The following is a 13,191-nucleotide window of genomic DNA, read 5'->3' as shown; positions in this document are numbered from 1 at the left end:
TTTATGCAAGAAGAAAAATGCACATGTAGATAATTTATTGCGCAAACTTGTAAACGCTGTCATTCCTATTTTAATAGGGAATCTTATAAAATTCTACTCCTATTTTGTTATTCTTAGTCCATAAACAGAGAGAAGGGACCGAAGCCCCCTCGAAAAAAATGTTACTATAATATTTCACTTAAAATATAGAAGTATAGTTTCCACTGTTTTATTTTCAACAATTACTTTGCCATATTCAGCGAGAATGTAAGTACTAATGATGGATGGGTTTCCAAATTCCGATAATATACAGGCAGCTACTTCTTTTTTTGTCGTATCCACCTGGTCCATCAGAAGATAATACCGGTTATTTAGGATATATAAACTGCCTCCCCTTATATCTGCAATGGATAACCTTTTTGAAAGGTCTATGATATCCTCAAAGTCTTTAAATTCATATAAAAGATCCTCACAGCCTTCAAGCCTAACCTGCATTTCAATAAATCCATCATACAATAAATCTTCATCATCATCTTTTACATCGTCGACTGTAATGATTAATATCATCCCTTGAGCTTGAAGGGAGAAAATCTCAACTGCCACTGAACCTTGTATTTCTACATCAAACTCCTCACTTGCCTCTTCAAGCATATCATGAAAGAGCTGGTTCCATTTGCTTGAATCCTTCCATATATCTTCTTTCGATAGCCCTCTTTCAAATAAATCATCAGAGGTTAAAAATATTTTAATCTTATTGGCCGTTAAGCGTTCTAAGCGCATGCTTTTGCCCCCTGCCGTAACATAACTCTTATTTTCAGTGTATGCCTCAAGGGGTTATTGGTGATTTGTCTACATAGACCTATTGTTTTTGCTCCCTGCTTAGCGTTATTAGGTGTGTTTCAGCAGGTGCCCCTAATCTTAGAGGAAGAGCTGTCGTTCCATATCCGTTACTAATGAGAAGTGTGGTATTTGCTAACTTTTTAATACCGCCTCTTTTGTAGGGACTATAACCAAAAATATGTATTTGCCCCCCGTGAGTATGTCCGCTTAACACTAGACGAATACTGTGTTCTGGAACTATCTTCTCAGTAATGTTTGGATAGTGGCATGCTAAAATTTTGAAACTACTTTCCTCAGCATCTTGAAGGGCATAATCAAGTCGATCTCGGTTTTGATTTAAATCATCTACACCCAATAAACATAATTTCTCTCCCAGTCTGGATTCAAAGGTAACTGCTGTATTATCTAACACTTTAACACCTGCATCTAGCAAAATAGCATCTAATTCGTGATAATCCACTTCATAGTCATTGTTTCCCCAAACAAAATATACAGGGCCTACCCGCTTTAACTTCATTAAATTGGCTTTAACCTTATCAAAGGATACACCTTTTTCTGTTAAGTCTCCCCCGATTACAACAAAATCCGCCTTTCCCTTAACTAAGTTAATAATGGTATCTGAAATCTCTCTCCTATGTATATCTGAGATAAAAAACAGTGAAACATTGCCTAAGGATTCCGGAAAGTCTGGAAAGACCAGCTTATGTTCCAAAACTTTATTTCTGAAAGCTTCCAATAACATATATACAAGTAGGCATGCCCCAAGTATGCATAGGACTACCAATAAAATAATCATTATCATTTTTCCCCTTTGCTGTCTTATTGTTTTACGGAAATAATACCATAAACCATACTTAAACTAAAAAAAACAAACGTGTGCTCCCAGCCCAATTGAAAAAGTAAGAAGAATACTACTAAGAGTCCTACAATTTTGTAAAAAAATAACAATTTTAAATGAAAATCTTTTTTCCAGGTTCTTTTAGCTGTATGTATGATCATTCGAATTTGAATTCCCACACAGATGATTCCGATAAAAAAAGCTAAAGAAGCAGCAAAAAATTTTATTGGATTCACAACAAGACTAATAAAAAAATCAGATAGGACGAACGGATGTGTAATTGGTATCCATTTGATTGTTAAATAGCCGGATAAGAAAGTGACTAGCAGCATAACTACATTAAAATACATGAAAATCCCTCCCATATAAATGTATGAGAGGGATTTTATTTCTTTACCGATTTGGAGGTAATTAGTCTTCTTGAATACTCAAGATACGAAAACCATGCTCTTCTAGCTTTTTCGTAAACCTGTCGATATTGTCTTTCTTTTCAATCTTCATAACGATTCTTCTCACTAATTTATCAGTTTCATCAAATGTTACAAGTGAAATGATATGTTCATGGAAGTGATGGGCAATTTCAGATAAGCGGGCAATACGACCTTCCGTTTCAACTGAAGTGAATGCAATTCTAACACCTGGACGATTTACTCCAAAAGCACTTTCAAAAGAGCTAATGACATCAGAACGAGTCACCACTCCAAGGAATTTTTTAGTTGAATCCACTACTGCCAATAAAGGAAAATCCTTCAGGTCAATGAGTGTTTTCTCAAATAGTTCCTCACCTTGCAAAAACTTATCCTGGTGTGTAACAACATCTTTAACAAAAGTCGAGGTTAAATACTCTTCCTTTTGTTTATTGGAAAGAAAATAGTTTTCATAGATCTTATATCTGGTCGCTACCCCTAAATATTGATCTCCATGTAAGACAGGTAATCCGTCAATCTGATAATTCTCTAACATGTCCAAAGCATCCTTCAACGTTATATTATCCTGTGCGGTATAACACTCATGCTTTGGTATCATTATATTTTTTACGAACAATTCCCATCACCTCAAAATAATAATCCATTCTTCTCATTATACTTCTACAAACAGATAATAAAACCCTTTAATATCTTAAAGTTTTATGTCATGAAACGATATTTTTTTCATAAGATTAATTGATGTTGAATATAGGGAGGGCTACAATGAATACTCATTTTAAAACATATCATCCTTACGTGAGTCCGTTCGACCCTTGTGAGCCAATACTAGAAAAAACTTATTCCACTCCACCTCATTTATATATGGGATTCCAGCCACCGAACCTTCCACAATTTTCTCCACTAGATGCACTTAAAGCTGGAACGTTATGGAAGGACCTTTATGATCCTTACTTTAATTCTTCTGAAAAAGCGCAAGGGGGTCTATCCACATGAAACAGGTACCCGCTGAATATTATCAATTAATGGAACAGCTCCAAGCAGTTGACTTTGTTTTAGTCGAGCTAACCCTATACTTAGACACACATAACGATGACCTTGAAGCTATTAATCAATTCAATCATTATGCAAAAGAAAGAAAACGATTGAAAAAGCAATTTGAAAGTCAATTTGGTCCCTTGTTGCAATACGGGAACAGTTACTCTGGCTATCCTTGGAACTGGGATGACACACCATGGCCTTGGCAGGTTTAGTATTGAACAGTTGTATCGGAGCCGGTTACTGAAAAAAGTTTAAAAAGGAGGGATTTTCATTCATGTGGATTTACGAAAAAAAACTTCAATACCCTGTACGAGTGAGCACATGTAATCCAACATTAGCAAAGTATTTAATTGAGCAATATGGAGGTGCAGATGGAGAACTTGCCGCTGCCCTCCGGTACTTAAACCAAAGATATACTATTCCTGATAAGGTAATTGGGCTTCTTACAGATATCGGAACAGAAGAATTTGCTCACCTCGAAATGATTGCTACAATGGTCTATAAATTAACGAAAGATGCAACACCAGAGCAATTAAAAGCCGCTGGACTAGGGGAACATTATGTCGATCATGACAGTGCCTTGTACTATCATAATGCTGCGGGAGTACCGTGGACAGCAACATATATTACGGCTAAAGGAGATCCTATTGCTGACTTATACGAGGATATTGCGGCAGAAGAAAAGGCACGGGCTACTTATCAATGGTTAATAAACATAAGTGATGATCCGGATATTAATGATAGTCTTCGATTTTTACGTGAACGTGAGATTATTCACTCCCTTCGCTTCCGTGAAGCTGTGGAGATATTAAAGGAAGAACGCGACAAGAAAAAATTTTTTTAATGAAAGGCTTTGTTAAACTTGCCTGTTGATTTCCGCTCCAGGCACTTCGCTTTCCGTGGGTGTTTCGGCGAGCCTCCTCGGCGCATGCGCCTGCGGGGGCTCCCCTGAACCATACTCCCACAGGAGTCTTCGTGCCTTCCGCTCCAATCAACAGGGTGTAAAAATCAATATTGTTCGTTAACACAGCCTAATGAAAATAAGAAGCAGAAACGACTCTGCTTCTTATTTTTTTTCGTGGTAGAGGTTAATATCGTATTTTTTCTTCATAGTTTCAAACACAACATGACGATTCTTCCATTCATCTTCCTTTTTCCATAAATCTTTGCTCCGATCGACAATTTCACATCTTAGTTCCTGATATTCCTTTTCCTTCTTCTCTTTTTGTTGTTTTAACACATTCATGGACCCTAGTCCAATAAGCACGATTGATAAAAGCGACACACTGAATGAATCATTGATAGTTGCGGATAATACAGCTAAAAAAGAATAAGAAAAATGCAGATAAATCGTAAAATAAAAATACGCCATAAAGATTAAAGCAAGGGAAAGAGTCGCATATATCGAAATATAATGCCATAGTTTTGTATCATCAAACTTTTTTTTCCGTTTTCTCACGTTTTCTAACATTTGTTTAGTTGCTTGGTCGGTATGTTCAAGTAATTGGATTGGAGAATCCATTCTTATCCCTCCATTTCTCCATATATACTTATGAACTTGTCCTTCACAATATGTTTTTTTCCATAAAAAAACCGACCAAAGGATGATCGGTTAGTTGTTTAATGGGATTTTTAACACTTGACCAGCATAAATATTTTCACTGGTTAAATTGTTCGCCTTTTTAATAATGTCTATCCCTTTTTGAGACTGGTAATAATCCATTGCAATTCGAAATAGACCCTCACCAGGCTGGACCTTATGATATTTTACTCTTACAGTGGGCTCTGTCTTTTTTGTTACTGTTTGTGTACTACTGTTTTTATCTGTTTGTTGTTGATCACCCGGGGCTTTATTAGAACTAGCAGGCACACTCTGGGTGGGTTGCTGACTACTATCATCGGTTGATTTCTCTTCTACCAAAGGAACTTCACTTTGTTCCTTAGGACTACTCACATTTGAATCGTTTTGAATATGATCCTCAGTTTTTACAGAATCCGCCTTGCTTTCATCTTCATTATTGTCGAGATTAATGGTTTCATATCCGATAGAATCGCTTGAGGTTTTTTCTGTACCTAAGATTTTTTTACCGTTATCACGATATGAAATAACACTAAAGATAATAATAGGTAAAAGGATAAAGCATACGACTAATAATCGAATCACAGGAAATCTTAGCTTCCATTTTGTTTTCTTCTTTTTTTGCCGATGGATTTGTTCTCGTGGTGGTAATTCATCACCGTACTCCACTTTTTCATTTATTTTTTGGATTCGTTGTTTTAACCTTTCCGCTTGGTCCCTATATGGTTCTTCTTTATTCATGGAGACCCCCCTCATGTTGGACATCAATTGGTGAACGTTTAAATTTTATATATATACCTAAGAGAAAATCAATGACAAAATGCATAGTAATTGTAACAACTAAGTTATTTGTAAAAGCATAAATACTTCCGATTAAAAAGCTAAGGACAATAATATTTAAAAACAAGAACCAATTAAAAAGGTATCGATAATGAATGATAGCAAAAATAATACTGGCAAATAGTAGTCCAACCTTTGTTTGTATAATCCCTCTAAAAAGTAATTCTTCACTAAATGCTACAAATGCCGCAATGAAAAAGATATGAGGGACCGATTTATTCTTAAAAATTCTTTCATTCAATCCCCCATCATCATAAAAAGAAGAAGGCAAAATTCTCATTAATATTATATCTATGATGACTACTGCCACACCTGCAGGAATACCTATTACAATTATGTTCCGATCCATTAAATCAAAAGACTTTAGATAAGAAAAATGGTCAAATAAAAATAGCCCTAAAATGAAAGAAATGACTAAAAGAATGACCTGTGTTAAATATAAATGTTTAAGTAGCTCTTTATCAGTTAAGCTGGCGATTAATTCGTTATACTTCTCTTTCATTCACTCATCTCGCTATTTAATAAAATTTTGGCTAAATAATCCTTCCAGTCTCCCTCACTGTGTCTTCCTAATGAAAGCTTTCCGTTTGATTCATAGCTCTCTAGATGAATCCCACATCTATCGCAGCATAATGAAACCTTGGAGGTGAGTGTTTCTTCAAAATATTCCAGGATTAATTCACGCCTGCACGTCGTTGATTCAATCCATTTTCTCATTTGAAAAATATTACTTTTTTTGATTCTTATTCTTTCTTTAACAAACTCTGAAATTGTATCTCGTAAAGTGTTAATACTGATACCCGGTTTATATCTATGGTGTATTAACTCCTCAAGTATTCTCCACTGTATCTCAGTAAAGCCTCCGTAATCTCTTAAGTCACTATGGAGATTAATTCCACCATTGTCTAACTGTTGGGTTTGCATAATTTGCTGGAACAACCAATCTATTTGCTGTACTGATGGAAGCTCACCCTCCGCAAGCTGAATTGGTAGTTGTTCATCACCTGGAGAATATAGGAGAATCGCAATACTAGGACTGCCATCTCGCCCTGCACGTCCAATCTCCTGAAGATAAGACTCCATTTGCATTGGCATGTGATAATGAATAATAAAACGAATATTTTCCTTATTCACTCCCATTCCAAAAGCACTTGTTGCACATATTACATCTAGTTGATCATTAATAAATTGTTGTTGGATCAGAATTCTTGTGTTTTGCTCCAGTCCCCCATGATAGGCCATAGCCTGACAGATTCCTTTTTCAACTAATAAAGAAGCCACTTGTTCGGCAATTTTTTTACTTGAAAAATAAATGATTCCAGGTTTCTGCACTTTAGAGACAAGTTCAACTATACGATTCTGCTTTTCATCGAAATTAGCCAATTCTTCAACATAAAAAGAAATATTCGGACGATCAATCGTTGATTCAATTTTATTAACCACTTCCAACCCAAGTGATGAAATAATATCTTCCCTTACATTCATAGTAGCAGTAGCCGTTAGTGCTAATGTTAAGGGATTTCCCAGTTTTTGACGAATATCCCCTAGTTTTGAATAATCTGGTCGAAAATCAAAGCCCCATTGTGAAATACAATGAGCCTCATCCACTACGAACAATGAAACGGTAAGCTGTTGAAGCCTTCTAATAATAAATGGAATCGCCAGCATTTCAGGAGAAATAAATATATATTTATAATTGTTCAACCGATTCAGCACTTTGTTCCTTTCTTCTACAGGAAGAAAGGAATTCAATGCAACGACCCTTTTTTCTCCAAACCGATTCATTTGCTCTACTTGATCCTGCATAAGGGATAAAAGTGGAGAAACAATTAAAATCTGACCTTTTAGGATATAACCAGGAAGCTGGTAACATAATGATTTCCCGGTACCAGTTGGGAGCATGGCCAATGTGTGTTTCCCTTCAAGCAAGGAGGTAATGACTTCCTTTTGTCCTGTTTTAAATGAATGATAACCAAAATATTTCTCTAAAAGTATCTCTAGTTCCATGATTTATCACCATATTTCGCTAAGACTAACCTTATTTGAAAATATGTTGCTGTATTCAATTTGTCCTTAATCACCTTTAGTTGTCTTGTTCCCGATTTTCGAGAAATGGATAAAATCTCCTCTTGTAGATTTTTGCTCACATATGAATCAATGGAAAAATCATTTACATGTAATGCAAATTCAACAAGATGATCTTCAATAGTACTCATTTTCAACTGTCTAAAATTGGCAATGTGGTCGAGCGGATATCCCTGATTTAATAAATCCCATGTTTTCCTAGATGATAGAGTTAATTCATTTGTTTGTTTAAGGCCGCGAATAAGTAAAGGTAAAATGCTAAATTGACCTGCTTCCTGTCCAATCTTTTGTATTAAATAATGAAGGATTTGAATAAAAGCAAGGTGGTAATCGTGCACATCCATCTCTACCTTTCTAGCTGTCTGTTGTGGCGTTAAACCAATCTGTTTAAAACCAGTCAGCCGAAAAACAAAAATGGATGGGTCCACACCTTTATAATGATCAAAACAACTGACCAATTCAGCAAAAACCAATTCACCTACTTCTTTCTTTGGAATTTTTATCTCTTTTAATACGCTTTTCAACCATTGGTGGTGTTCTTTATTTTTTTGTATGGGAATATATCTTTTCTCCCCGTATACGAGATTCGAAGTAACCTGAATGAATAACGATAGTCTTTCCCAAAATAAATTTGTAATTGAATGATAATTCCACCCATCCAAATAAGACGTTGGTGGATTTTTTTCAAGGAGTGTCTTCCCATGAGTGGTAAGATGGTATCGCTGATCACCATGAAAGGAGATTTGATTTTGGTTTATCATGGATTGGATAATCTCTTCAAAAGTGTCTCTCTTTAGGGGTTCATAAATACCAAAAAAATGTTTCAAAGAAAACAGATGGGCATCCTGAATCGTTTGAGATGACTTTTTTCCATTAAGTAAATGAAAAATGGAATAAACTGTTCGCTCGCAATTTAGTTGTTTTAAGCAATAAAGAATAATGGATTCTATCTGCTTCAATCCACCTCACCACTTTTTCCTGTTTATATTCGACAAAATATCCAATTTTTCTATTATTATTTTAACATGAAATTGAGGTACTTGTTGCTGAAAATTGTGTAACTTTAAGAAAATCAATTTACCGATGGAAGGCTATAATAACATTTTTCTATTGAAAAGTTGCCCATACAGTTTTACAATAGAAATGAGTTATGCGTTTCCATTTTGCAATGGAAATTAGCAAGAATATTATTGTTAATTTACTGGGAGGTTTTTTTCATGGCAAAGTACACAATTGTTGACAAGGAAACATGTATCGCTTGTGGTGCATGTGGCGCAGCAGCACCAGATATCTATGATTACGATGATGAAGGTATTGCATTTGTAACACTTGATGATAACGAAGGTATCGTTGAGATTCCAGATGTATTAATCGATGATATGATGGATGCATTTGAAGGTTGCCCAACTGATTCAATTAAAGTTGCAGACGAACCATTTGATGGTAATGCAACTAAATTTGAATAATATTTTGCTAATAATATATTCTTAAGCTACTACCCCTCCTAAAAAAATAGGAGGGGTTTTCCATTATTTAAAAATAAGGCTGTGTTAAAGAACAATGTTGATTTTTACACCCTGTTGTTTGGAGCGGAAGGCACGAAGACTCCTGTGGGAGTATGGTTCAGGGGAGACCCCGCAGGCGCTAGCGCCGAGGAGGCTCGCCGAAACACCCACGAACCGCTCGTGCCTGGAGCGGAAATCAACAGGCAAGTAACAGAGCCTAAAAAAAAAGACAAAGGCCCGAAAATGGACCTTTGTCTTTTTTATGCCCCTTTAATGATTGAAAATTTATTAATCCATGACTGCATCCGAATAAATAACAACATGAAGATGAATGACATCATTACACCCTTCAATATATTAAAAGGCAGTATAGCTGGAACGACTAGATTTCGCATATCTGGAAATCCCATTAATACCGTATAGGCCGGTAAAATGATGATGTAATTTAAGATGCTCATAATCACAGCCATTGTGACGGTTCCAACAACTAAAGCTAGTGTCATCCCTTTTTTTGTTTTTAGTTTGTTGTATACATAATATGTCGGAAGAACAAACACAATACCAGCTAGGAAATTAGCAATATGACCTACAGGAATTCCCGTTTGGCTTCCAGTCGCAAGATAGTTAAGCACATTTTTGAAAAACTCAACCAATATACCCGCAATCGGGCCAAAAATTAATGCAGCAATTAAAGCAGGAATATCACTGAAATCAACAAATAAAAAGTTCGGAAACAACGGCAGCGGAAAGTTTAGTAGCATTAACAGATATGCAATACTACTTAGCATGCCAATTGAAACATAGGCCTTAACATTCATTTTCTTCGTTTTCTTCATTTTTTCCATCTTCCTCTCTCCTTTTTTGATCCATCACGTTAGGAAGAGAGGTTCAGCAAAAAGACGATCTCAAGAATAAAAATACCCTCAAGCAATTAACTTGAGGGAGTTTACAAAGGCACGCTTAATAAACGTCCATTGAGATATCATTTTTGAACGTCTGCAGAACCTCCATCTTCTCCCATCCAGACTATACTGTCGGCTTTGGAATCACACCAAATCCTGCCCATACAGGCTCGCGGGCTTAGAGCAATGCTCAATACCGCCGATCGGGAATTTCACCCTGCCCCGAAGATAGATCGATATTAAATTACAAGTTTAATTATAATGGAGGACAAAGATTTTGTTAAGTAAAAGGTTTGCTATTTTTCTTTTTTGTAACATATATTGAAAAAACCTGCAGAAGTAAAGTCTGCAGGTTTAGCTATTTTTGGATAATTAATATTTGTTTTGGTCTAATCAAATCAGAGGTCAGCTGGTTTAATTCTTTAATTTTATTTATAGTTGTATTTCTTTTCTTTGAAATAGAGTACAAGGTATCACCTTGTTTAACGATATAAGTGTCCTTTATTGACGATTCAGTTGTTTGAAGTTTGCTATTATCGTCACTCGTGTGAAAATGTGAACTAGCCTCTAGTATATGATCACCTATACTAGCTACTCCCCCTTGAACTGTTTCACCCACATCTGCTTTCCCAAGTAGAACTTCCGGATCCAACGCAAATTTCTTATCGTATCTCCACTCTAATTGATGTGTTTCAAAGTGAAGGTGTGTTCCTGTAGCTTGTCCTGTTTTTCCCATCTTGCCAATCATATCACCTTGCTTAACGCTTTGTCCCACCATAACATATCTCTTGTTTAAATGAGCATATACTGTTACAAAATTACTTGGGTGTTTTATAAATACCACATTACCATATGTAGTAGAAAAATAGGATTTTAAAACCACACCATCTTCAACAGCAAGAATAGGAGTATCTATGCTTCCGGCAATATCAATACCTTTATGTTTTCCATTTCTTGTTCCATAGGTGTCAGATATAATCCCATCTGACGGCCAAATCCAGCGCTCTTTAACTTCAGCCGTTTCAGGTGTACTTGCTGCCTCTGTATGTCGTCCACCTAAAAATAATAAACTGACACAAAGCGCCATAATTATGGCAATAAGAAACCTCTTTATGTAGTCACGCATTCCTTTCTTTTCCTCCTTAAACTTTTCCTCTCCTCCACACTATGTTAAAACCCTTCTATTTAGAACATATTGGTTTTTGAAGAGGGAATTGCACATACTTGTTATAATTTGGAGACCATTGTTATTTTATACAAAAAAAATCAACCTAAAACGGTTGACCTTTTTCATTTATTGGATTGAACGCAAATTCGGAGCTACTGGTACTTGGTTTTCCTTTGTTAAATCAAATGGACCCAATTGCAAAATCGGAGAATCCTTAACTACTACTTTTTCTAAACCAAAATCTTTAGCAGTTAGTAATAAGGCTTCAAATGCAGATACTGTCATTTGGTTATTCTGTAAAGTAGTATTCCCCTTAAATGATAGAACTAAGGTCTTATCTGTAATAGAAACGTCACTAATCGGCAACAATGGTGAAAGAGAACCCGTTAGACCTAATTCTGTTTGATCCGTTTTCATTGCATCTAAAGCTTTGTTAATATCAGTATAGGTAGTTGTTGACGGTGTTAGGAATGGAACATCACTTCCTGTAGGGTAATAAAAGAAATACCCATGATTCTTTATTGCATTAATATCTATTTCCTGTTTATTACCGAAATTACCCAATTCAATTCCCGGTTCACCGTTCGTTGAAAATTTTACTTTTTTTATATCACTGTTCGAAGATATATCCTTATTTATCACATTAATAAAGTTGGTTTCATTAGTTGAACCTTGTCCGTACTGATGATTTAGAGGAGCATCGACTTGAATGGTAGTGTGGTCTGAATTTACACTCATCGTAACATTTAGTGGATAAAAATCGGTAAGTCCCCATTCTTCCTCATTTAAGTTTGCCATATTTTCATTATATAGTGTCAGCCATGATTCATTATCAGATGTTGCTACAACCGTTGAAACGGGTATTAGTATCTGTCCTTGCGGGTCTGGAATCCAGTACGTTAACACCTTTCCATTACCAACATCGTCTGCATAGATGGCTGTTTTTACAGTACTCGCTGTCATAACCTCATTTTTAGGAGTTCCTGACAGTGCCTTTTCTTTTGATGAAGGTTTACCTTTATCCATGGCAAAAGTCGAATTTTTCTTTTGATCGGCATCTTTTATTTCTGTGTTGAACGAGGTCATTTCTGCTTGTTTATCAGAAGAAGAATGGGCTCCATCCATTAGTTTAGGGACCAAAATGAAAAATAGAAGCAATGCAGCTGCAGTAGCCAAACTCGGTAACAGCCATGTTTTAGTTTTTCGCCTATTTAGGGAAAGATTTTGGTATATATCACGAGGATTACGATGATCCTTTATTTTTGGCATTTGCATTAATAATTCTTCGAGCTCTCTATCGCTCCACTCCGACTTTTTCACTAATTAATCCCTCCTTTTCATAAAACATTTCCATATGCCTCTTTAATACCTTTAAGGAGCGGTGTTGGGTGGTTTTAACCTTACTTTCCGTCCATCCTAATGCTTGGGCCGTTTCTGAAATGGATAAATCCTGTAGGTAACGCAATATAATAACTGCTCTTTGGTCCATCGTGCAATATTCAAGACATTTGTATACCCATTTAATTTCTTCTCGTTGAACTGTAATTTCTTCTGGTATTGGAAATTCGTCTTTAACTTGACTGGTTGACCAATCAAATTTTTCGAGTAATCTTTCCTTCCAGCCCTTTTGCTTACGAAAAAAGTCGATGGCAACATTTCTCGCAATCGAGTATAGCCAGGTCTTTTCGCTACTTTTTCCTTCAAAACGATTATAGGACTTAAATACCCTTATATAGACCTCTTGGACAAGATCTTCAGCATGCTCTTTATTTCTGACCATATAAAATAGAAATTGAAAAACGTCATGATGATATTTTTGATAAAGTTCATCGAAAACGGAGTCCATCAATTCCCCTCCCCGTTCAATAATATTAGTCGATAGATATGTATAAAAGGTTACACCTTATAAATATAGTCTTTTTTGGAGTAAAAAGGAAGGAATTTGCTGGAAGTTAATTTTATGGATTAAAAATTAAAAGATGCCCATCA

General features: G+C 35.8%; 17 protein-coding genes and 1 riboswitch. Of the genes, 4 read left to right on the top strand and 13 right to left on the bottom strand.

Annotation, left to right across the window (positions count from 1 at the left end):
* Positions 1 to 174 precede the first annotated feature (174 nt).
* The 4 genes from RCG25_RS09075 to RCG25_RS09060 form a co-directional block, all read right to left on the bottom strand.
* Positions 175 to 759, bottom strand: a complete 585-nt coding sequence (locus RCG25_RS09075) for a genetic competence negative regulator (protein ID WP_308083354.1) — start codon at positions 757 to 759, stop codon at positions 175 to 177.
* 79 nt (positions 760 to 838) lie between these two features.
* On the bottom strand, positions 839 to 1,615 hold the full coding sequence (locus tag RCG25_RS09070) for a metallophosphoesterase (RefSeq protein ID WP_374121039.1): 777 nt from the start codon (positions 1,613 to 1,615) through the stop codon (positions 839 to 841).
* 23 nt (positions 1,616 to 1,638) lie between these two features.
* Positions 1,639 to 2,007, bottom strand: coding sequence for a hypothetical protein (locus tag RCG25_RS09065; RefSeq protein WP_308083352.1), 369 nt, complete (start codon positions 2,005 to 2,007; stop codon positions 1,639 to 1,641).
* 61 nt (positions 2,008 to 2,068) lie between these two features.
* Complete coding sequence (locus tag RCG25_RS09060; protein ID WP_308083351.1) at positions 2,069 to 2,701, bottom strand: CBS domain-containing protein; 633 nt, start codon at positions 2,699 to 2,701, stop codon at positions 2,069 to 2,071.
* A gap of 146 nt (positions 2,702 to 2,847) precedes the next feature.
* On the opposite strand from RCG25_RS09060, the gene RCG25_RS09055 reads away from it, so the two are divergent.
* The 3 genes from RCG25_RS09055 to cotJC all read left to right on the top strand — a co-directional run bounded on the left by RCG25_RS09055 (position 2,848) and on the right by cotJC (position 3,967).
* A complete protein-coding gene (locus RCG25_RS09055; RefSeq protein WP_308083350.1) occupies positions 2,848 to 3,078 on the top strand; it encodes a spore coat associated protein CotJA in 231 nt (76 codons plus the stop codon).
* Entirely contained in the window at positions 3,075 to 3,335 is a 261-nt protein-coding gene (locus RCG25_RS09050; protein WP_308083349.1) for a spore coat protein CotJB, read from the top strand. Before RCG25_RS09055 ends, RCG25_RS09050 begins: the two co-directional genes overlap by 4 nt.
* A 62-nt stretch (positions 3,336 to 3,397) precedes the next feature.
* Positions 3,398 to 3,967: a spore coat protein CotJC gene (cotJC, locus tag RCG25_RS09045; protein WP_308083348.1), complete on the top strand. Its 570-nt coding sequence runs from the start codon at positions 3,398 to 3,400 to the stop codon at positions 3,965 to 3,967.
* Between the two features lie 222 nt (positions 3,968 to 4,189).
* Here cotJC and RCG25_RS09040 read toward each other — a convergent pair whose 3' ends face one another.
* The 5 genes from RCG25_RS09040 to RCG25_RS09020 form a co-directional block, all read right to left on the bottom strand.
* Entirely contained in the window at positions 4,190 to 4,645 is a 456-nt protein-coding gene (locus RCG25_RS09040; protein ID WP_308083347.1) for a DUF2663 family protein, read from the bottom strand.
* Positions 4,646 to 4,735: 90 nt separating this feature from the next.
* Positions 4,736 to 5,443 (bottom strand): LysM peptidoglycan-binding domain-containing protein, encoded by a 708-nt coding sequence (locus RCG25_RS09035; RefSeq protein ID WP_308083346.1) that lies wholly within the window; start codon positions 5,441 to 5,443, stop codon positions 4,736 to 4,738.
* On the bottom strand, positions 5,436 to 6,044 hold the full coding sequence (locus RCG25_RS09030; protein WP_308083345.1) for a CPBP family intramembrane glutamic endopeptidase: 609 nt from the start codon (positions 6,042 to 6,044) through the stop codon (positions 5,436 to 5,438). Before RCG25_RS09030 ends, RCG25_RS09035 begins: the two co-directional genes overlap by 8 nt.
* Positions 6,041 to 7,549, bottom strand: coding sequence for a RecQ family ATP-dependent DNA helicase (locus RCG25_RS09025; protein ID WP_308083344.1), 1,509 nt, complete (start codon positions 7,547 to 7,549; stop codon positions 6,041 to 6,043). The genes RCG25_RS09030 and RCG25_RS09025 overlap by 4 nt, the downstream gene beginning before the upstream one ends.
* Positions 7,540 to 8,586, bottom strand: coding sequence for a YpbB family protein (locus RCG25_RS09020; protein WP_308083343.1), 1,047 nt, complete (start codon positions 8,584 to 8,586; stop codon positions 7,540 to 7,542). Before RCG25_RS09020 ends, RCG25_RS09025 begins: the two co-directional genes overlap by 10 nt.
* 258 nt (positions 8,587 to 8,844) lie before the next feature.
* On the opposite strand from RCG25_RS09020, the gene RCG25_RS09015 reads away from it, so the two are divergent.
* Complete coding sequence (locus RCG25_RS09015; protein ID WP_063251244.1) at positions 8,845 to 9,093, top strand: ferredoxin; 249 nt, start codon at positions 8,845 to 8,847, stop codon at positions 9,091 to 9,093.
* A gap of 299 nt (positions 9,094 to 9,392) precedes the next feature.
* Here RCG25_RS09015 and RCG25_RS09010 read toward each other — a convergent pair whose 3' ends face one another.
* The 4 genes from RCG25_RS09010 to sigX all read right to left on the bottom strand — a co-directional run bounded on the left by RCG25_RS09010 (position 9,393) and on the right by sigX (position 13,048).
* Positions 9,393 to 9,977 (bottom strand): ECF transporter S component, encoded by a 585-nt coding sequence (locus RCG25_RS09010; RefSeq protein WP_308083342.1) that lies wholly within the window; start codon positions 9,975 to 9,977, stop codon positions 9,393 to 9,395.
* Positions 9,978 to 10,137: 160 nt separating this feature from the next.
* A riboswitch (FMN riboswitch) is annotated at positions 10,138 to 10,268 on the bottom strand.
* A 124-nt stretch (positions 10,269 to 10,392) separates the two neighbouring features.
* The gene (locus RCG25_RS09005; protein ID WP_308083341.1) at positions 10,393 to 11,160 is read right to left on the bottom strand and encodes a peptidoglycan DD-metalloendopeptidase family protein; all 768 of its coding nucleotides are present in this window, start codon (positions 11,158 to 11,160) and stop codon (positions 10,393 to 10,395) included.
* A 168-nt stretch (positions 11,161 to 11,328) separates the two neighbouring features.
* Positions 11,329 to 12,522 carry a hypothetical protein gene (locus tag RCG25_RS09000; protein WP_308083340.1) on the bottom strand — a complete coding sequence of 398 codons (1,194 nt, stop codon included), beginning with the start codon at positions 12,520 to 12,522 and terminating at the stop codon, positions 11,329 to 11,331.
* Positions 12,497 to 13,048: an RNA polymerase sigma factor SigX gene (gene sigX / locus RCG25_RS08995; protein WP_308083339.1), complete on the bottom strand. Its 552-nt coding sequence runs from the start codon at positions 13,046 to 13,048 to the stop codon at positions 12,497 to 12,499. Before sigX ends, RCG25_RS09000 begins: the two co-directional genes overlap by 26 nt.
* Between the last annotated feature and the right edge of the window lie 143 nt (positions 13,049 to 13,191).

The sequence above is a fragment of the Neobacillus sp. PS2-9 genome (genome assembly GCF_030915525.1).
Lineage (GTDB): Bacteria > Bacillota > Bacilli > Bacillales > Cytobacillaceae > Neobacillus.
Note: the sequence above shows the minus strand (reverse complement) of the source record. Positions and strands in the feature narration are given on the sequence as shown.

Bases quoted from the DNA above. Each gene is read 5' to 3' on its own strand.
- RCG25_RS09030 (WP_308083345.1), bottom strand. From the start codon at position 6,044: ATGAAAGAGAAGTATAACGAATTAATCGCCAGCTTAACTGATAAAGAG.
- cotJC (WP_308083348.1), top strand. From the start codon at position 3,398: ATGTGGATTTACGAAAAAAAACTTCAATACCCTGTACGAGTGAGCACA.
- RCG25_RS09025 (WP_308083344.1), bottom strand. From the start codon at position 7,549: ATGGAACTAGAGATACTTTTAGAGAAATATTTTGGTTATCATTCATTT.
- RCG25_RS09055 (WP_308083350.1), top strand. From the start codon at position 2,848: ATGAATACTCATTTTAAAACATATCATCCTTACGTGAGTCCGTTCGAC.
- RCG25_RS09040 (WP_308083347.1), bottom strand. From the start codon at position 4,645: ATGGATTCTCCAATCCAATTACTTGAACATACCGACCAAGCAACTAAA.
- RCG25_RS09015 (WP_063251244.1), top strand. From the start codon at position 8,845: ATGGCAAAGTACACAATTGTTGACAAGGAAACATGTATCGCTTGTGGT.
- RCG25_RS09050 (WP_308083349.1), top strand. From the start codon at position 3,075: ATGAAACAGGTACCCGCTGAATATTATCAATTAATGGAACAGCTCCAA.
- RCG25_RS09035 (WP_308083346.1), bottom strand. From the start codon at position 5,443: ATGAATAAAGAAGAACCATATAGGGACCAAGCGGAAAGGTTAAAACAA.
- sigX (WP_308083339.1), bottom strand. From the start codon at position 13,048: ATGGACTCCGTTTTCGATGAACTTTATCAAAAATATCATCATGACGTT.
- RCG25_RS09070 (WP_374121039.1), bottom strand. From the start codon at position 1,615: ATGATTATTTTATTGGTAGTCCTATGCATACTTGGGGCATGCCTACTT.
- RCG25_RS09075 (WP_308083354.1), bottom strand. From the start codon at position 759: ATGCGCTTAGAACGCTTAACGGCCAATAAGATTAAAATATTTTTAACC.
- RCG25_RS09010 (WP_308083342.1), bottom strand. From the start codon at position 9,977: ATGGAAAAAATGAAGAAAACGAAGAAAATGAATGTTAAGGCCTATGTT.
- RCG25_RS09065 (WP_308083352.1), bottom strand. From the start codon at position 2,007: ATGTATTTTAATGTAGTTATGCTGCTAGTCACTTTCTTATCCGGCTAT.
- RCG25_RS09005 (WP_308083341.1), bottom strand. From the start codon at position 11,160: ATGCGTGACTACATAAAGAGGTTTCTTATTGCCATAATTATGGCGCTT.